Genomic DNA, 16449 nt, shown 5'->3' on the forward strand with positions numbered 1-16449 from the left:
GAAAATGTACCTACGGCGCTCAGACTACCGTTCGGTCGCGGCGAGCTGCCCACACGCCCCGTCGATCTCCTGACCGCGGGTGTCCCGAATCGTCACCGGCACACCATGGGCGGCGATGGCCTCCACGAACGCCTTCTCGTCCTCGGGGCGGGACGCGGTCCACTTGGAGCCCGGAGTCGGGTTCAGCGGGATCAGGTTCACATGCACCGGCTTGCCCTTGAGCAGCCGCCCGAGCCGGTCACCTCGCCAGGCCTGGTCGTTGATGTCCCGGATGAGCGCGTACTCGATGGACAGCCGACGGCCCGACTTGGCGGAGTACTCGAACCCGGCGTCGAGCACCTCACGCACCTTCCACCGCGTGTTCACGGGGACGAGGGTGTCGCGCAGCTCGTCGTCGGGCGCATGCAGCGAGATCGCGAGCCGGCACTTGAAGCCTTCGTCGGCGAACCGGTGGATGGCCGGGACGAGGCCGACGGTCGAGACGGTGATCCCGCGCTGGGACAGCCCGAGCCCGTCCGGCTCCGGATCGGTCAGCCGCCGAATGGAGCCCACGACCCGGTTGTAGTTGGCGAGCGGCTCGCCCATCCCCATGAAGACGATGTTGGACAGCCGGGCGGGCCCGCCGGGCACGTCCCCGTCCCGGAGCGCCCGCATCCCGTCCACGATCTGGTGCACGATCTCGGCGGTCGACAGATTCCGGTCCAGCCCCGCCTGCCCCGTGGCACAGAACGGGCAGTTCATCCCGCATCCCGCCTGGGAACTGATGCACATGGTCACCCGGTCCGGATACCGCATCAGCACCGACTCGACGAGCGTCCCGTCGAACAGCCGCCACAGCGTCTTGCGCGTGGTGCCCTCGTCGGTCGACAGATGCCGTACGACCGTCATCAGCTCCGGGAACAGCTCCTCCCGCAGCCTGGCCCGCGACCCGGCCGGGATGTCGGTCCACTGCTCCGGCTCGTGCGCGTACCGCGCGAAGTAGTGCTGCGACAGTTGCTTGGCACGAAACGGCTTCTCGCCGATCGCAGCGACGACGTCCTTGCGCTCAGCAGGCGTGAGGTCGGCAAGGTGCCGCGGCGGCTTCTTGGCTCCGCGGGGGGCGACGAAAGTGAGTTCTCCGGGTGCAGGCATAACTCCCCCAGTGTCGCAGATCCACTTGGGTGACCTGGGGCTGTCGGTAGCTACGACCTTCGTTAGTGGTCGCCTCCGGTCACCACCGAGCGGCGTCGGACGGCCCAGAGACGGCCCGGCTCTCCGTGCGCTTGTAGGCATCCGCGCTGGTTAACTGCCCGACTGCCCCTCGGCTACTGGTGGTGTGCTCCGAGTAGGAGACCGCCGGGCGGTCCAAAACTGTCCGCTACAAGCCGCAGGCTCTGGGCGACAACGAAGCCGCTCACATAAGTGAGCGGCTTCGCCGGTTTGTGCTTCTACGCGTCAGACGTCGAGACCGTAGCGGTCCCTCCCTACCTTGCGTCGCCAGCGCGTGCAGAAGATCACGCCGACAACCTGGGCCACCGAGAGACACACGATCCAGGGCCACGCGAGGTCGAGCCAAGCGGCGATGAGCCCGATTACTCCTTCCAGGAGCACAGAACCGACGAAGGCGAAGTCGTACAGCCGACCGTGGTAGTAGAACAGCCAGGTCCACGGATGCGGGCACATGGCGTTCGCCGAGGCCCGCGCTCCGTAGAGCGCCAGCGACAAGGCGAACGTCATGCCCTTCCAGTAGCGGACGAGCTTGCTCTTCCTGTGGTCGTCGAGGTGTGCAAGAAGATCAGGCACCCAGACCTCGGAGTACAGGTAGTCCCGTTGGTCGCGAGGGACCCGGAACCTGGCGACGTGCAACAGAAGGTAGGGAAACTGCTGCGTCGCCTTCTGCCTGAACATGGTGAGCCAGCCCAGGATCGGAGGGACGATCATCGCTGCGATGAACGCCGCGACCCATTCGGCCTGGGTCACCCCGAGCACGGTAAGGCCGTGCTCGGATTCCCCAAGGAGGGTGGCTGCGCGATTGATTCCGCTCACCTCGGTGTGCCTCTCGTGATTAGGTTTGCTTTGCGGGCTTGGCCCGCCCGGTAGATCGCGTGGAGACCCGAGCAACTTCGTACAACTCGGCCAGGGCCTGACGGGCAGCGGTACGGCCCGTCTGCGTGAGCAGGTAGTTCTTCCTGCGAGGCCGTCCCTCCGCGGCCGGGTCGATGTCCTCCTCCGACACCTCGAGCCATCCCTCCTTTTGCAGGCGGATCAGGATCGGGTAGAGGGTTCCGCTCGCGAGACCTGTCTGGCCCATCAGGGCCATGCCGTACTGGGGGGCATCCGGGTCGCGAAGGAACGCGGCGAGCGTCTTGGCAACGGTCGTGGTCACGCGGATCGGCATGCGGTCTCACCTCGATCCACGTCACTGAGCTCGAACACGTCGGGGCACATGATGATCTTCTTCCTTGGTCATTTGGAGCCCCCCTGCCACGGCCAAGTGAGTAGGGGGCTCGCTCTGGCGAGTGTCTGTACGAGGCCCCGCCGCCAAGCGGGGCCTCTCGCTGATAGAGACTCTACATAGGGCTATGTAGAGTTGCAAGCAGCCTCGGGCGTCAGGCGGTGACCACGCCGTTCTCCCTGAGGCCCTACGACGACAGGCTCCGGCGCGCACCCACTGTCACCCTGATACGGAGCTGGTTCTACAGACCAGCGAGCGTGCGGTCGGCGGCTACGCGCGCATCGGGCTACACAGGAGACCGAGCCGGTGCCATGCCTGCGGCTTCCGTGCCCTCGCAGATGTCACACGCGGTCGGTGGAGCGGCTTTGGGCTGGAGCTGCTTTGGGGCGAGTGATCATGGCCCCTTAAGCTTCCGGCGAGTCGGGCAGTCTGTGGACCTGCCCGTTAAAGCACGACGTTGGGGCCATGATCTTAGAGGCTCGCCCCAAAGTGGCTGCCTAAAGCCGTGGAGCCGACCGCCCCAGCCACAGAGGGTGTCTCCCACTTCATGCCCGCAGCCGCCGAGCGCGCCGCCTGGCGCGGCCAGCCGGGGCGCAGACAAGAGGCAGGCCGCGCCGCAGAGGCGGCGCGCGCCCGCGCCGTGCGCGGGCTCTTGATGAAGTAGGGAAAGTTCTATCCCGCTGGGATGAGGCGTATGCCGTTGTGGCTCCGTACATGGGGGCCGTTGCCGTCCAAGGCATCCAAGACTCTGACCGCGAAGACCTCCGACATGAGCTCGTGGACTTCGTCGGGTGTGAGCCACTCGACGGCGGAGGACTCATCGGATGTGCGCTCGGTGCCGGCCGATGGCTCGCAACGGAAGACCAAGGCCACGACGCCCAAGGTCATGTTCTTGTAGACGCCGGTGAGTTGGCGGACGTCGACCTTGATACCGGTCTCTTCGAGGACCTCGCGTACGACACCCGTCTGTGGGTCCTCATGGAGTTCTAGTACGCCGCCGGGTGGCTCCCAGGTGCCGTTGTCCGCCCTGCGGATAGCGAGAATCCTGCCGTCGCCGCGAACAGTGATCCCTGCGACAGAGACCGAGTGTCTGGGGCTCTCTGGCACTCCCCGCACTCCCGCTCTACGCGGCTACTTCGCCCGGCGCTTGGCCGTGCTCAAGGTAGACCGGTGCGCTCTCGGCTCGGGCTTCGATCGCCGCGAGGATCCGGCGGGCCAGTCGCGGGATAGTGCGGTCTGCGATCTCGTTCGGGGGAACGAACCTGATGGCCTTCAGCTCGTCGGCCTGGAGGTCGATGCCCTCCACCGTCTCCGGCGTGAGCTCACCGCCGTCGAACAGGTACAGCACTTTGTCGCCCTCCGCGCCGTTGGGCGCCCAGTCGACGGCCAGAAGGCGGCCGAGCACGGGCGCGATCGCCAGCTCTTCGCGCACCTCACGGCTGGCAGCTTGCAGCGGCGATTCGCCGGTCTCGACGTACCCACCAGGGATGTCCCAGTAGTCCTTGTACGTGGGCTCCACCATGAGGACGCGCCCGTCTTCATCAAAGAAGAGCGCACCCGCGGCCATACGCGGATGCGCCATCTTCGCTTCGTGCTCGTTCGCTGCCATGCAGCCGAGCGTACCTACCTAGACCACATGCAGCCGATCCGCCAGCCCAGCCATCTCCTGGCTCGGGCGTCCCCTGTGGTTCCGAACCCACGTAAGGACCAGCTCTCGCGCCAGATAGTGGCTACGCACCTGTTCTGGAGCCCAAGACTCGGCCTCAAGGATCATTGCCAGTGCGTCGTCGATGCGGTTGTGCGCACTGAGAGCGCGAGCGACCTCGATGTTGTGTCGCGTCCGCCGCTCTGTCGGGAGGCTACTGGTATCGATCTGCGGGCCAAGGTCAATAGCGACTTGCATGTCGCCCAGCTCGGCCGCGCTGGCCACACGGTGGATGTCGACATTGGTCGGGCCGAAGGCCGTCCACATGTGGTTCGCATCCCGCCCGAGCTGGCGGGCCGCCTGGTCAGCCTCGGCGAGGAACTCGCGCACGGTCGAGCGGTCGTCTGCTCGTGCCCCTGCCATCGAGCCAGCGAGAAACAGCGTTCCGTAGATCGACAGGAAATCAGGGCTGGCGCCGGTGAGCCCGGGTCGAAGGTAGTCGGCTGCGTCGCCTACCAGCTGTACGGCAGCGTCGAAGCGGCCGGTCGTGAGAAGGCAATGAGCCACGGATCGGAAGAGCGATCCGGTCACCGCCGGGTTGCCGGATTGCTGTGCCGCGCCCAAACCGCGATCGGCTGCAATCCATGCGAGGTCGACCTCGCCCACCTTGCCGAGCACCATGGCGGCGCTCTGATAGGTCAGTGCCAACAGCTCGTTGGCCTGTTCGCGATCGGTGCCCTCGTACGCCTGCGCAGCAATGAGTGCATCCGTAAGCAGCAGCGGCAGGCGACGGGTCGCAAAGCCATAGCGGGAAGCCTGGTAGGCGTCCATCACCTCGGCGACGTTGCTTCGGAGTTCCTCCAGCTGCGTGGGCTCGCCCTCTGTTGGGAGCCCCAACAGCGGTGTGAGTTGGCGGTAGTTCATCAGCGCCGACCGAAGCGCCGGCACCGTGCGCGTGCCGCTGTCCTGGGTCCAGTCCATGAGGGTTGGTTCGGCGAGCAGGTCTCCGAGAGACACGTCAAGCGCGTCCGCCAGGGACTTGATGACCGAGAGGCGGTCCAGCTCAAGGCGGTTGTTCTCGGCCTTGCTCAGCCAGTCGACCGTACGGCCGACGAGCCCCGCCAACACCTCCTGGGGCATGCCGCGCCTGCGGCGGTACCAAGCGACTCGCTCACCGATCGTCAGGTTCGTCGTCATTCCTCGCATGGGAAGAGCGTCCACCCGTCTCTCAGTACGGCCCCGGAGAGTTTTTCCGGGGTGGTGAGTCGGTCCGGTCCTAGCGTTGAAGACAGGCCGAGGGGCTGTCAGATCGAGAGGGCGACGAAAGGGCCGTGATCATGCTGAGCCCGGCAGAGCGACGAGAACTGATCCAGCAGATAAGGGGACTTGGCGATGAGCTGGCAGAGGTCGCACGCCGAGCCGAAGTCCTGGTCATCGCCCTTGCGCCTGCTTCCGAACCAAGTCCTCCAACTGGTCCATCCGCTCCGCAAGACGGCGTACGTCCCGACGAACCTCCGACAGGTACTCCGTGATCTGCTCGAACTCAGGGCTGCGCTTGCTGGGGCCGCCTTCCCCCGGCAGTGCTGCGAAGCTGCCTTTGCCCTGGTGAGAGATCGCGTAGCCGTCTTCGCGGAGCCGCGAGATCGCCTGCCGGGCGACGGTTCGAGACACGGAGTGCTGCGCCATCAACTCAGCCTCAGACGGCAGCTTCTCCCCCGGTGCTAGCTCTCCGTCGCGGATCCGGCGCTTGAACTCGTCAGCGATCTGCAGGTACGCGGCGCGCCCGGCGGTGAAGTCGGCCATAGCCCCTCTCATGGGTTGTCGTACCCAGTGCAGCACATTGCTCGGACAGCCGTCGAGACAATCACTTGACACACCAAGTAGTACAGGTTCATCCTCTAACTCAAGATGACGTACTAAGTACGTCAAGTGCATCGACTCTTGGAGTGCACCATGCGTCAGATTCCCGTCGACACCACCAACGCGACCGTGATGGTCGCCAAGGCCCCGCAGCCCAAGGTCAAGGACCGCCGTACCGGGGAGATCGCCCTCGACAAGGACGGCGTCACGCTGATGACCGTGGAGGTCATGTTCTCCACGCCGGATGAGGTCGAGATCCTCAAGCTCACCGTCCCGCAGCCGGGCGTCTCCGAGGAGCTGACCATGGGTACCCCGGTCGCGCTGACCGGCCTGGTCGCCTCGGCGTGGGAGAACGAGTTCAACGGTCAGAAGCGGCACGGAATCGCCTTCCGCGCGGTGGCCGTGACCTCGCTCGCGGGTACGGCTTCGCAGGCTGAGGCTGCCTGATCATGACGTGGTTCATGGTCGCTCTGGTGCTGGTCGTCGCTGCCGCAGTGTTCCTGCGGTGGCGGCGCCCCGCCTGGTACTGGCTGACCTTCGGGGTCACCCTCGCCACGCTGCGGGTCCTGGTCCGCTACGCCTCGGTCATGGATGCCTGCGGCCTCACCGTGCCGCCCTCCCGCTGGCGCCTGGCCCTGGCCCGGGTCACCAACCGACCCGTCCCCGAGTCCCGTCCGCCGCGCATCCTGCGGATCCGCCCGACCCGCACCGGTCTGGTCCTGCGGCTGGGCCTGCGTCCCGGGCAGGATGCCTTCGACGTCGCGGCGGCCTCGGACCGGCTGCGCCACTCCTTCAACCTGTACGGCGTCACCTCACGTGAACTGCGCTCAGGCGTCGTCGAGTTGCGCATGACGGGCTATGACGTCCTCAAGCGGGTGCAGATACCCGCCAGGACCGACGGCGGTCCCATGCGGGTGCCGGTCGCCCTGCGGGAGGACGGTGCTGTCCACTACCGCGACTACCGGGCGGTTCCGCACGGGCTGACCCTGGGGGCCACGGAGTCGGGGAAGTCCGTCTATCAGCGCAACCTGGTCGCCGGGTTGGCTCCGATGGATGTCGCGCTGGTGGGCATCGACTGCAAGCAGGGAGTGGAACTCTTCCCGCTGGCCCGCCGGTTCTCCGCGCTCGCCGACAACCCGGACACCGCCCTCGACCTCCTGGAAGCCCTCGTCTCCCACATGGCGGAGGTCTACCAGCTCATCCGCGCCCAGCAGCGCATCAGTGTCGCGATACCGGATGCGGAGATCGCCGCCGACATCTGGGACCTGCCCACCGACCTGCGCCCGGTCCCGGTCGTGGTCCTGGTCGACGAGGTCGCCGAACTCGCCCTCTTCGCCACCAAGGACGAGGAGAAGCGCCGGGACCGCATCATCACCGCCCTGGTCCGCCTCGCCCAGCTCGGCCGCGCCGCCGGCATCTACCTGGAGATCTGCGGGCAGCGCTTCGGCGCCGAACTCGGCAAGAGCATCACCATGCTCCGCTCCCAGCTCACCGGCCGTACCGCCCACCGCGTCAACGACGAGACCTCCGCCAACATGGCCTTCGGGGACATCTCCCCTGATGCCGTACTGGCGGCCGTCCAGATCCCCACCGACATGCGCGGCGTCGCCATCGCCGGGGACTCCTCCGGAGGCTGGGCCCGCATCCGCGCCCCGCACACCTCGCTGCGCGAGGCCGTGAACATCTGCAACAAGCACGCGCACCGCGTCCCGGATCTGCCCGCCCTGGCGGCCTTCCGCCCCGCGGTTGCCCCGCCGCTCCCGGCCTGGGCGCCGCTGTCCAAGACAGCCCCCTCCACCGCCTGACCCTCCCCCTGCTCCACCGGTCGGCGCGACCGCTTCGCGCCAGGTCCCTACCCCTGCCATGGCTCATCACCGGAAGGGAGCCGTTATGGCCCGTACCGCCCTCCGTGTCGACGCCGTACTCGTCCAAGCCGTCATCGCCGGAGCTCTCTCCTTCGCCCACCTACACGACCTGGCCGCCGCTGCCGGACAGGACGGCTGGAAGGCGTGGGCCTACCCGGTCTCGGTTGATCTGCTCCTGGTCGCTTCCTGGCGGCGGCTGCGCTCGAACGGGCCGTCCCGGCTGGCCTGGTGCTGGTTCGTGATCGCGCTGGTGGCCTCCCTCGGCGCCAACGTCGCCACCGCCGGACTCCTCGACCTCCAGCAAGTCCCGGCCTGGCTGCGGATCCTGGTCGCCGCCTGGCCCGCCCTGGCCTTCATGGGCGGCACCCTCCTTGCCCACTCCCCCACCGACCACCCGGCACCGGAAGTGCCGGCTGCTGCGCCCGACACCGAATCGGCCGGTTCACCTGAGCCGGAAGCCAAGCCGCCCGCAGTGACCGAGGCCGAGGAAACCCCCGAGCTTCCGGCCGCCGAACCCGTCCCGGCTGCTCCTGCTGTCCCGGCTCCACCGGTCCCGACAGCGCTGGTCGACCACGCCCGCAAGGTCGCCGAGGACCACCAGGCCCGCACCGGCTCGCCGATCGACACCGACACCCTGCGCACCCGCCTCGGCGTCCCGCCCCAGCTCGCCCACGCCATCGCCGCCCAACTCGCCTGATTGGCAGGAAGCCACGGATGACCAGCAACCCCGCCGACCTGACGAGCGCCGACTACCTCGACGGCGCACGAGAGATGCACGCCGCCGGACGCCCCTACCTGGCCCACCTCCTCGCCGAGGAAGCCGCACAGCGCACAACCGACCCGGCCACCGCCGCCGGTATCCGCGCCAGTTTCCCCGCTCCCACCCGGAAGGACTGACCGACATGCCTGCCCGCGACTACTTCCACTCCGTCATGCGGATCGGCCCCGTGCAGATCGGCACCCACCGCGACCGCAACGGCCGCACCCAGCACGCCGCCGTGTGCACCAACGACCGCTGCGGCTGGTCCGCCGACTACTCCAGCCAGAGTGCCGCCCAACTCGCCGCCCGCACCCACCGCTGCACCGTCCGCTAGGAGGCCATGGCCATGGACGTCCCCCTCTGGTTCGCCCTCGCCGCCGTCGGCTACCTCGGCATCAAGCTCATCCGCCCGCCGCTCTGGCTGGTCCTGGTGCTCCTCCTCGGCGGCTACCTCATCGCCGACAGCCTCCTCGCCCCGGTCATCGACACCGCCATCAAGTAACCCGCCCGCGAAAGGAGACCCACCATGATCCGCCCCAATGTCCCGACCATGCCTCAGCCGACCGGCCTGGTCACCCCACCCGCCGTCGTCGAGCCGACCGCCGTCATCCCGCACCAGGACACCGCCCCGGCCCCGGTCACCCCCGCCCCGGCGGCTGCCCGGACCACCGTCCAGCTCACCCCGGGCGCCGTCGTCGCCCTGGTCGGCGGTGGCACGGCCGTGGTCCTGGTCGTCGGCGCCGTCCTGGTCTCGATGCTCCTCGCGGTCGCCATCACCGGCGCATCGGTCGCCATCTGCGCCCTGGTCATCCGCTCGCTCATCAACACCGAGGCCAAACAGCGCTGACCGGCCCCCGGGCGGCCTCAACCGCCAAGTCTCCGCCGCCCGGGAGCCCTGCCCCATTCCGAACCCGAAGGCCCGGAAGGAACCCCCAGCATGACGCACCGCACCACACCGCCACCCCGCATCTGCCCCGACTGCGACGGACACGCCTCCGCCGCCATCACCCTCGGCGGCCGCGACCGGCACGGCCACCTGCGGACCATCACCGCCCACTGCCCGGCCTGCCACGGCACCGGAACCCGCCCCCTCCCCACGCAGGAGGGCGCCCGTGCCTGACCAACTGCTCGACCCGGCCACCCTCGGCGACCTGCTGAGGGTGGCCTCGGCCGACGACTACGACCGCTGGCACGAACAGATCCGCCGCACCGGAGGATGCGCCGACCCCATCCACCTCACCGGCTGGACCCTCACCAAAGACAAGACCACCGGCGAGACCCTCAACCACTACTCCACCGACAACGAGCCCGGCGGACGCCTCCGCCTCGCCTGCGGCAACCGCCGCGCCTCCCGCTGCCCCTCCTGCGCCTTCACCTACGCCGGAGACACCTACCACCTCATCCGCGCAGGCCTCGCCGGAGACGACCACCGCGACATCCCCACCACCGTCCGCGACCACCCCCGCGTCTTCGCCACCCTCACCGCCCCCTCCTTCGGCCCCGTCCACAACCGCCCCGACCACGGCACCTGCCGCTGCGGCACCCACCACCCCACCGACGACCCCGCACTCGGCACCGCCCTAGACCCCACCACCTACGACTACGCAGGCGCCGTCCTCTTCAACAACCACGCAGGCAACCTCTGGCAACGCTTCACCACCCGCCTACGCCGCGAGATCGCCGCCCGCGCCGGACTCTCCCGCCGCGAACTCCCCGACCACGCACGCATTTCGTACGGCAAGGTGGCGGAGTTCCAGAGGCGCGGTGCCCTGCACTTCCACGCGGTGATCCGGCTCGACGGCCCCGAGGGACCTGAGACGGCTCCCCCGGCCTGGGCAACGGTCGAACTGCTCGCGGACTCCATCCGGGCCGCCGCCGTGCACTCGTACACCTCAGTCTCGGTGCCCGCCGTTTCAGACCAGCCCGCCCGCACCTTCCGCTGGGGCACACAGCTCGACGTCCGCCCGGTCAAAGCGTTCGGTGACGGCTCCGACATCACCGAACAGGCCGTGGCGTCCTACGTCGCCAAGTACGCCACCAAGGCCGCCGAGAACACCGGCACCCTCGATCGCCGCATCGGCGAACTATCCGAACTCGACCGCCACCAAGTCCCCGACCACACCCGCCGCCTCATCGAAGCCTGCAAGCTGCTCGACCCGCTCTACCCCGACCGCCGCCTCTGGGCCTGGGCCCACATGCTCGGCTTCCGCGGCCACTTCAGCTCAAAGTCCCGCCGCTACTCCACCACCCTCGGCGAACTCCGCCAGGCCCGCGCCGACTTCCGCGCCGCACAGGAACGCGAAGCCCTCGGCCTGGACGACGTCGAGCCGGACACCGTCCTCGTCCTCGCCGACTGGCAGTACGCCGGACACGGCCACACCCCCGGCGAATCCGCCCTCGCCGCCACCATCGCCCGCGACCTCCAACACAACCGCGAAACCGCCCGCGAAGCCCTACGCGACCAGTCCGCCGACGAAAGGGAGTGGTGACATGACCACCGAGCTGCCGAGCCGCTTCCTGACCCCTGACGACCTGGTGGACATGTTCGAACTGCCCAGCGTCGAAACGGTCTACCAGTGGCGCCGCAAGCGCACCGGCCCCCGCGGCTTCCGCGTCGGCCGGCACCTGCGCTTCGACCCCCACGACGTACGCGCCTGGGTCGACTCCCAGATCGGGGAGGCTGCCTAATGGCCGGGCACATCCAAGACCGCTGGTACAAGACCGAGTCAGGTCCGGACGGCAATCCTGTGAAGGTCAAGACCGACCGCTACGGCAACGGCCTCCGCTACCGGGCCCGGTACGTCGGGCCGGACGGCACGGAGAAGAGCCGATCCTTCCCGGACCGCCAGAAGCGCCGGGCGGAAGAGTGGCTGGCCGAGACGGCTGCCGACATGTCCCGCGGCCAGTACGTCGACCCCAGGGCCGCCCGGACCACCTTCCAGCAGTACGCGGAACGCTGGCTCGCCGGGCAGACGACCGACCTGAACACACGCATCGGAGCGGAAACCCGTCTTCGGCTGCACGCCTTCCCTCGTATCGGGGCGCGTCCGCTCGGGTCCTTCCGTCCGGTCCACATCCGCGAGTTCGTTCGCGACCTGGAGAACGACTCGATAGGCGGCACCTACGCCCGCAACATCTACGCCAACGTCCGCGCGGTGTTGTCGGCCGCCGTGGATGACGGCCACCTTGCCCGGAACCCATGCTCGGCTGCATCGGTCCGCCCACCCGCCGTCTCCACCGCCCGAGTCGCGCCCTGGCTCCCGTCCCAGGTGCGGGCGGTCCGTGACGCCCTGCCTGAGCGCTACCGAGCCATGGTCGACGTCGGCAGCGGATGCGGTCTCCGCCAGGGCGAGATCATCGGTTTGGCCGAGGACACCGCCCAGCTCGACGGTGACACTCTTCGCGTCACCACTCAGGTCAAGCTGGTCCGGGGCGTCGCGGTCTTCGCTCCGCCCAAGGGCAACAAGGAGCGGGACGTACCGCTGCCGTCCTCGGTGGCCTCGGCCCTGCGGCGGCACATAAAGAGCCACCCTCCCGTGGCAATCAAGCTGCCGTGGATCAGGCCAGACGGCCCGCTGACCGAGCGGCACCTGATCTTCACCAACACGGCTGACGGGATCGTCTGGCGAAGCAACTTCAACGTCCACGAGTGGAAGCGCGCCCTCGCGGCGGCCGGTCTCATCCCGACGCCGGAACCCGGCGAGCCGTACGCCTCCGCTCGGCAACACGGGATGCACGCCCTTCGCCACTTCTACGCCTCGGTCCTCCTGGACGCGGGCGAGAGCATCAAGGCCGTGAGCGAATACCTCGGGCACTCCGATCCGGCGATGACGCTGCGCGTATACGCCCACCTGATGCCCAGCAGCAGCAAGCGTGCCCGCCGCGCCCTGGATGGTGTCTTCGGCACGGCCCAGGAGCCCTGACGGCCCAGGGACGGCCCACCGGGCACAAGACAGCCCCCTACTGGCGACAACATCGCTGGTAGGGGGCTTCTTCACGCCCAGAGCACATCAGTTCTCCGGGTGCAGGCATAACTCCCCCAGTGTCGCAGATCCACCGGCGTAGCCCGCCCCACCGTCGACAGGGCAGCCTCTGCCTGCGCCAAAGGGCCCCTGCTCCGACCGAGCAGGGGCCCTTTGGTCAAGCATGTATGGACCCTCAGCCCGAGCCCACGAACAGCACCATCAGCAGCCACACCACCGGCGCCGTGGGCAGCAGCGAGTCCAGTCGGTCCATGATCCCGCCGTGACCCGGCAGCAGCGTGCCCATGTCCTTGATGCCCAGGTCCCGCTTGATCATCGACTCGCCGAGGTCACCCAGCGTGGCGGTGGCCGCGACCGCGAGGCCCAGGAGCAGGCCCTGCCACCAGGTGCCGTCGTCGATGAGGAACTGCATGCACAGCGCGCCCGCCACCATCGCGAAGCTCACCGCGCCGAGCAGGCCCTCGCGGGTCTTGCCGGGGCTGATGCGCGGCGCGAGCTTGTGCGTGCCGAAGCGCCAGCCGACGGCGTATGCGCCGGTGTCGCTGACGACCGTCAGGAGCAGGAACGTCAGGACCCGCCAGGGCCCGTCGTCGGCGGTCAGCATCATCGCGACGAACGTCGCCAGGAACGGCACGTAGAACGCCGCGAAGACGCCCGCGGTGACGTCCTTGAGATAGCCCTCCGGCGGCTCCGTCATCCGCCAGACCAGCACGGCCAGCGAGGTCAGCGCCATCGCCGTCCAGGCGCCTTCGGCACCCCGGGCGTACCCGGCGACCACCATGGCCGCACCGCCGACCGCGAGCGGGACGAGGGGCGCCTTGATGCCCTTGCGCTCCTCGAGCCGCTTGGTCAGTTCCCACAGGCCCACGACCACAGCGACGGCGACCACACCGACGAACACGGCCTTGACGACGAACAGCGAAGCGACGATCACCACGCCGAGCCCGACAGCGACCCCTATGGCCGCACCCAGGTCGCGCCCCGCGCTCTTCTTCTGCGGCGGGGGCGCCGGCTGCGGGGAGTCGTGCATGGGCTCCGGATTCTGCTGCGCCGCCTCGGAGGGCCGCGCCTGCGACGTGTCGTACGGCCGCGCTCGGGGCGGCTGTTCGCGGAACAAGGGGCCGCTCAGCCGAGCGGCCCCCCGATCGTCATCCTGGTCTCCGCCATACGCGGGTACGTCGGGCACGATGGGCATGGGGCGAGTCTGCTGCGCCTCAGGCGCATCGTACGCGGGACCCGCCGGGGCAGCCCCTTGGACAGGTCCACGCGCGGCGGTCCCCCAGTACCCGGCCTGCCCGGCCTGCCCGGCTTGTGGCGGCGCCCCCCAGGAAGAGTCGTTCATCAGACCTCGAGCAGCTCGGCTTCCTTGTGCTTGAGGAGCTCGTCCACCTGAGCGACGTACTTGTGCGTGGTGTCGTCGAGCTCCTTCTCCGCGCGGCGGCCCTCGTCCTCGCCGATCTCGCCGTCCTTGATCAGCTTGTCGATGGCGTCCTTGGCCTTGCGGCGGACGGAGCGGATGGACACCTTGGCGTCCTCGCCCTTGCCCTTGGCGACCTTGATGTAGTCGCGGCGGCGCTCCTCGGTGAGCTCGGGGAACACCACTCGGATGATGTTGCCGTCGTTGCTCGGGTTGACGCCGAGGTCCGAGTCGCGGATCGCCTGCTCGATGTTGCGCAGCGCGCTCTTGTCGAACGGGGTCACGACCGCCATGCGCGGCTCCGGCACGGAGAACGAAGCCAGCTGGTTGATCGGCGTCGGCGCACCGTAGTAGTCGGCCACGATCTTGTTGAACATCGCCGGGTGCGCACGGCCGGTGCGGATCGCGGCGAAGTCCTCCTTGGCGACCACGACGGCCTTCTCCATCTTCTCCTCGGCCTCGAGGAGGGTCTCTTCGATCACCACTTGCTCCTGCGTGTCTTGAGTAAGGCCCGGCTGCGGTTCCTCGGTGAGGCGGTGGCCGGCTGCGTCGCGTCTTCTTCCTGCACGGTTCCCGACCGGCAGGACATTGTCCATCCCCCGGTCAGGGTCCGTCCCGTCCGTCCCCCGGACGGGCTTGTTGTCGGAGCGTCAGCCCCGGCCGCCCTGCTCACCCACAAGCGTGCCGATCTTCTCACCCTTGACGGCGCGCGCGATATTGCCCTCCGCCAGAAGCTCGAAGACGAGGATCGGGAGCTTGTTGTCGCGGCACAGCGTGACGGCGGTCGCGTCGGCGACCTTGAGGTCGCGGGTGATGACCTCGCCGTAGCCGAGGGAGTCGAACTTGACGGCGTCCGGGTTGGTCTTCGGGTCGGAGTCGTAGACCCCGTCCACGCCGTTCTTGCCCATCAGCAGCGCCTCGGCGTCGATCTCCAGGGCGCGCTGCGCGGCGGTGGTGTCGGTGGAGAAGTACGGCATGCCCATACCGGCGCCGAAGATGACCACGCGGCCCTTCTCCAGGTGCCGTACGGCGCGCAGCGGGATGTACGGCTCGGCGACCTGGCCCATGGTGATGGCGGTCTGGACCCGGCTGTCGATGCCCTCCTTCTCCAGGAAGTCCTGGAGGGCGAGGCAGTTCATCACGGTGCCGAGCATGCCCATGTAGTCGGAGCGGGCCCGGTCCATGCCGCGCTGCTGGAGTTCGGCGCCGCGGAAGAAGTTGCCGCCGCCGATGACGACCGCGACCTGCGCGCCGTCGCGCACGACGGCCGCGATCTCGCGGGCGATCTTGTGCACCACGTCCGGGTCGACGCCGAGGCCCCCGCCGCCGGAGAAGGCCTCTCCGGACAGCTTCAGCAGGTACCGGCCGCGTACTTTGCCGTCGTCGCTCTTCTGGGCCTTGGTGGTCATCGAGATCCCGCCTTTGTTACGTGGTGCACATACGAAGAAGGCCATTGCCGGTTGGGGTGTGTTTCGCATCCCATGCGCGGCAATGGCCTCCTCGTCAGATCTGCTGTCGTCCGTCACGCGCGCGTGCGTGGTGACGGCGTCCGCGGACGACTGCCCTCGACCCTATCGGGGTCGGGCGCCGATCGCGGTACGGACTCAGATGCCGACCTTGATGCGCGTGAAGCGCTTCAGGGTGACACCGGCCTCGTCCAGAACCTTCTGGACGGACTTCTTGTTGTCGAGCGCGTACGGCTGACCGAGCAGCGTGGCGTCCTTGAAGAAGCCGTTGAGGCGACCCTCGACGATCTTCGGCAGGGCGGCCTCGGGCTTGCCCTCGGCGCGGGTGGTCTCCTCGGCGACGCGACGCTCCGACTCGACGACCTCGGCCGGCACGTCCTCCTTGGCGAGGTACTTCGGCGCGAAGGCGGCGATGTGCTGGGCGATGCCCTTGGCGATCTCGGCGTTCGGCTTGTCCAGCTCGACGAGGACACCGATCTGCGGGGGCAGGTCGGGCATCGTGCGGTGCATGTACGCGAGCACGAAGCCGTCGCCGTACTGCGCGAAGCGGTCCAGGACGATCTTCTCGCCCAGGTTGGCGTTGGCCTCGTCCACGAACGCCTGGACGGTCTTGCCGGCCTCGATCTCGGAGGCGAGCAGGGCCTCGATGTCGGCCGGGGAGGTCTTCGCGACGTGCTCGGCGATCGCGGTGGCGACGGCCTGGAACTTGTCACCCTTGGCGACGAAGTCCGTCTCGCACTTCAGCTCGACGAGGACACCGGAGGAGTTGTCGTCGGCGATGATCGAGACCACGGCGCCGTTCTCGGCGGAGCGGCCCTCGCGCTTGGCGACGCCCTTCTGGCCCTTGATGCGGAGCGCCTCGACGGCCTTCTCGACGTTGCCCTCGGCCTCGTCCAGCGCCTTCTTGCAGTCCATCATGCCGGCGCCGGTGAGCTCACGGAGCTTCTTGACGTCAGCGGCGGTGTAGTTCGCCATGAGTCTGTGAATCTTTCTCGAAGTCTGGAAGATCGAAGATCTAC

At 68.5% G+C, this 16449-nt stretch carries 22 protein-coding genes; 11 read left to right on the forward strand and 11 right to left on the reverse strand.

Annotated elements, in window-relative coordinates; translation table 11 throughout:
* Positions 1-24: 24 nt before the first annotated feature.
* The 7 genes from rlmN to ACZ7M7_RS33625 all read right to left on the reverse strand — a co-directional run bounded on the left by rlmN (position 25) and on the right by ACZ7M7_RS33625 (position 5882).
* On the reverse strand, positions 25-1131 hold the full coding sequence (gene rlmN, locus ACZ7M7_RS33595; RefSeq protein WP_472123549.1) for a dual-specificity RNA methyltransferase RlmN: 1107 nt from the start codon (positions 1129-1131) through the stop codon (positions 25-27).
* A gap of 303 nt (positions 1132-1434) precedes the next feature.
* Positions 1435-1959, reverse strand: a complete 525-nt coding sequence (locus ACZ7M7_RS33600) for a hypothetical protein (protein ID WP_472123552.1) — start codon at positions 1957-1959, stop codon at positions 1435-1437.
* An 85-nt stretch (positions 1960-2044) separates the two neighbouring features.
* Positions 2045-2377 (reverse strand): PadR family transcriptional regulator, encoded by a 333-nt coding sequence (locus tag ACZ7M7_RS33605; protein WP_472123555.1) that lies wholly within the window; start codon positions 2375-2377, stop codon positions 2045-2047.
* Between the two features lie 729 nt (positions 2378-3106).
* The gene (locus tag ACZ7M7_RS33610; protein WP_472123558.1) at positions 3107-3541 is read right to left on the reverse strand and encodes an NUDIX hydrolase; all 435 of its coding nucleotides are present in this window, start codon (positions 3539-3541) and stop codon (positions 3107-3109) included.
* A 16-nt stretch (positions 3542-3557) separates the two neighbouring features.
* On the reverse strand, positions 3558-4043 hold the full coding sequence (locus ACZ7M7_RS33615; RefSeq protein ID WP_472123561.1) for an NUDIX domain-containing protein: 486 nt from the start codon (positions 4041-4043) through the stop codon (positions 3558-3560).
* 18 nt (positions 4044-4061) lie between these two features.
* On the reverse strand, positions 4062-5276 hold the full coding sequence (locus ACZ7M7_RS33620; RefSeq protein ID WP_472123564.1) for a helix-turn-helix domain-containing protein: 1215 nt from the start codon (positions 5274-5276) through the stop codon (positions 4062-4064).
* Positions 5277-5510: 234 nt separating this feature from the next.
* On the reverse strand, positions 5511-5882 hold the full coding sequence (locus ACZ7M7_RS33625) for a winged helix-turn-helix domain-containing protein (protein ID WP_472123567.1): 372 nt from the start codon (positions 5880-5882) through the stop codon (positions 5511-5513).
* A gap of 150 nt (positions 5883-6032) precedes the next feature.
* Between ACZ7M7_RS33625 and ACZ7M7_RS33630 the strand changes: the two genes are divergently transcribed.
* The 11 genes from ACZ7M7_RS33630 to ACZ7M7_RS33680 all read left to right on the forward strand — a co-directional run bounded on the left by ACZ7M7_RS33630 (position 6033) and on the right by ACZ7M7_RS33680 (position 12487).
* A complete protein-coding gene (locus ACZ7M7_RS33630) occupies positions 6033-6386 on the forward strand; it encodes an SCO3933 family regulatory protein (protein ID WP_472123570.1) in 354 nt (117 codons plus the stop codon).
* A 2-nt stretch (positions 6387-6388) separates the two neighbouring features.
* Entirely contained in the window at positions 6389-7744 is a 1356-nt protein-coding gene (locus ACZ7M7_RS33635) for an FtsK/SpoIIIE domain-containing protein (protein WP_472123572.1), read from the forward strand.
* Between the two features lie 85 nt (positions 7745-7829).
* The gene (locus ACZ7M7_RS33640; RefSeq protein WP_472123575.1) at positions 7830-8501 is read left to right on the forward strand and encodes a DUF2637 domain-containing protein; all 672 of its coding nucleotides are present in this window, start codon (positions 7830-7832) and stop codon (positions 8499-8501) included.
* Between the two features lie 17 nt (positions 8502-8518).
* The gene (locus ACZ7M7_RS33645; protein WP_472123578.1) at positions 8519-8701 is read left to right on the forward strand and encodes a hypothetical protein; all 183 of its coding nucleotides are present in this window, start codon (positions 8519-8521) and stop codon (positions 8699-8701) included.
* A 5-nt stretch (positions 8702-8706) separates the two neighbouring features.
* Positions 8707-8898, forward strand: a complete 192-nt coding sequence (locus tag ACZ7M7_RS33650; RefSeq protein ID WP_093746057.1) for a mobile element transfer protein — start codon at positions 8707-8709, stop codon at positions 8896-8898.
* Positions 8899-8910: 12 nt separating this feature from the next.
* Positions 8911-9066 carry a hypothetical protein gene (locus tag ACZ7M7_RS33655; protein ID WP_093746058.1) on the forward strand — a complete coding sequence of 52 codons (156 nt, stop codon included), beginning with the start codon at positions 8911-8913 and terminating at the stop codon, positions 9064-9066.
* A gap of 24 nt (positions 9067-9090) precedes the next feature.
* Positions 9091-9411 carry a SpdD-like protein gene (locus tag ACZ7M7_RS33660; RefSeq protein WP_472123581.1) on the forward strand — a complete coding sequence of 107 codons (321 nt, stop codon included), beginning with the start codon at positions 9091-9093 and terminating at the stop codon, positions 9409-9411.
* Between the two features lie 90 nt (positions 9412-9501).
* The gene (locus ACZ7M7_RS33665) at positions 9502-9684 is read left to right on the forward strand and encodes a hypothetical protein (RefSeq protein WP_472123583.1); all 183 of its coding nucleotides are present in this window, start codon (positions 9502-9504) and stop codon (positions 9682-9684) included.
* The gene (gene repSA / locus ACZ7M7_RS33670; RefSeq protein WP_472123586.1) at positions 9677-11053 is read left to right on the forward strand and encodes a replication initiator protein RepSA; all 1377 of its coding nucleotides are present in this window, start codon (positions 9677-9679) and stop codon (positions 11051-11053) included. The genes ACZ7M7_RS33665 and repSA overlap by 8 nt, the downstream gene beginning before the upstream one ends.
* Before the next feature lies 1 nt (position 11054).
* A complete protein-coding gene (locus ACZ7M7_RS33675) occupies positions 11055-11252 on the forward strand; it encodes a helix-turn-helix transcriptional regulator (RefSeq protein WP_472123589.1) in 198 nt (65 codons plus the stop codon).
* The gene (locus tag ACZ7M7_RS33680; RefSeq protein ID WP_472123592.1) at positions 11252-12487 is read left to right on the forward strand and encodes a tyrosine-type recombinase/integrase; all 1236 of its coding nucleotides are present in this window, start codon (positions 11252-11254) and stop codon (positions 12485-12487) included. The genes ACZ7M7_RS33675 and ACZ7M7_RS33680 overlap by 1 nt, the downstream gene beginning before the upstream one ends.
* Positions 12488-12722: 235 nt before the next feature.
* Here ACZ7M7_RS33680 and ACZ7M7_RS33685 read toward each other — a convergent pair whose 3' ends face one another.
* From ACZ7M7_RS33685 to tsf, 4 genes are all read right to left on the reverse strand, one after another.
* Entirely contained in the window at positions 12723-13889 is a 1167-nt protein-coding gene (locus tag ACZ7M7_RS33685) for a phosphatidate cytidylyltransferase (RefSeq protein WP_383628500.1), read from the reverse strand.
* Positions 13889-14446: a ribosome recycling factor gene (gene frr, locus ACZ7M7_RS33690; RefSeq protein WP_062666818.1), complete on the reverse strand. Its 558-nt coding sequence runs from the start codon at positions 14444-14446 to the stop codon at positions 13889-13891. The genes ACZ7M7_RS33685 and frr overlap by 1 nt, the downstream gene beginning before the upstream one ends.
* 168 nt (positions 14447-14614) lie before the next feature.
* A complete protein-coding gene (gene pyrH, locus ACZ7M7_RS33695; protein WP_328422897.1) occupies positions 14615-15373 on the reverse strand; it encodes a UMP kinase in 759 nt (252 codons plus the stop codon).
* A gap of 195 nt (positions 15374-15568) precedes the next feature.
* Positions 15569-16405, reverse strand: a complete 837-nt coding sequence (gene tsf, locus ACZ7M7_RS33700) for a translation elongation factor Ts (protein ID WP_365057781.1) — start codon at positions 16403-16405, stop codon at positions 15569-15571.
* Positions 16406-16449 lie beyond the last annotated feature (44 nt).

Source organism: Streptomyces sp. NPDC111606 (assembly GCF_055656945.1).

Excerpts from the sequence above, each read along its gene's own strand:
- ACZ7M7_RS33620 (WP_472123564.1), bottom strand. The coding sequence starts at position 5,276 with ATGACGACGAACCTGACGATCGGTGAGCGAGTCGCTTGGTACCGCCGC.
- ACZ7M7_RS33605 (WP_472123555.1), bottom strand. The coding sequence starts at position 2,377 with ATGCCGATCCGCGTGACCACGACCGTTGCCAAGACGCTCGCCGCGTTC.
- ACZ7M7_RS33680 (WP_472123592.1), top strand. The coding sequence starts at position 11,252 with ATGGCCGGGCACATCCAAGACCGCTGGTACAAGACCGAGTCAGGTCCG.
- ACZ7M7_RS33625 (WP_472123567.1), bottom strand. The coding sequence starts at position 5,882 with ATGGCCGACTTCACCGCCGGGCGCGCCGCGTACCTGCAGATCGCTGAC.
- tsf (WP_365057781.1), bottom strand. The coding sequence starts at position 16,405 with ATGGCGAACTACACCGCCGCTGACGTCAAGAAGCTCCGTGAGCTCACC.
- ACZ7M7_RS33615 (WP_472123561.1), bottom strand. The coding sequence starts at position 4,043 with ATGGCAGCGAACGAGCACGAAGCGAAGATGGCGCATCCGCGTATGGCC.
- rlmN (WP_472123549.1), bottom strand. The coding sequence starts at position 1,131 with ATGCCTGCACCCGGAGAACTCACTTTCGTCGCCCCCCGCGGAGCCAAG.
- ACZ7M7_RS33635 (WP_472123572.1), top strand. The coding sequence starts at position 6,389 with ATGACGTGGTTCATGGTCGCTCTGGTGCTGGTCGTCGCTGCCGCAGTG.
- ACZ7M7_RS33645 (WP_472123578.1), top strand. The coding sequence starts at position 8,519 with ATGACCAGCAACCCCGCCGACCTGACGAGCGCCGACTACCTCGACGGC.
- ACZ7M7_RS33675 (WP_472123589.1), top strand. The coding sequence starts at position 11,055 with ATGACCACCGAGCTGCCGAGCCGCTTCCTGACCCCTGACGACCTGGTG.
- ACZ7M7_RS33650 (WP_093746057.1), top strand. The coding sequence starts at position 8,707 with ATGCCTGCCCGCGACTACTTCCACTCCGTCATGCGGATCGGCCCCGTG.
- ACZ7M7_RS33655 (WP_093746058.1), top strand. The coding sequence starts at position 8,911 with ATGGACGTCCCCCTCTGGTTCGCCCTCGCCGCCGTCGGCTACCTCGGC.
- ACZ7M7_RS33665 (WP_472123583.1), top strand. The coding sequence starts at position 9,502 with ATGACGCACCGCACCACACCGCCACCCCGCATCTGCCCCGACTGCGAC.
- ACZ7M7_RS33685 (WP_383628500.1), bottom strand. The coding sequence starts at position 13,889 with ATGAACGACTCTTCCTGGGGGGCGCCGCCACAAGCCGGGCAGGCCGGG.
- ACZ7M7_RS33660 (WP_472123581.1), top strand. The coding sequence starts at position 9,091 with ATGATCCGCCCCAATGTCCCGACCATGCCTCAGCCGACCGGCCTGGTC.
- pyrH (WP_328422897.1), bottom strand. The coding sequence starts at position 15,373 with ATGACCACCAAGGCCCAGAAGAGCGACGACGGCAAAGTACGCGGCCGG.
- ACZ7M7_RS33630 (WP_472123570.1), top strand. The coding sequence starts at position 6,033 with ATGCGTCAGATTCCCGTCGACACCACCAACGCGACCGTGATGGTCGCC.
- ACZ7M7_RS33640 (WP_472123575.1), top strand. The coding sequence starts at position 7,830 with ATGGCCCGTACCGCCCTCCGTGTCGACGCCGTACTCGTCCAAGCCGTC.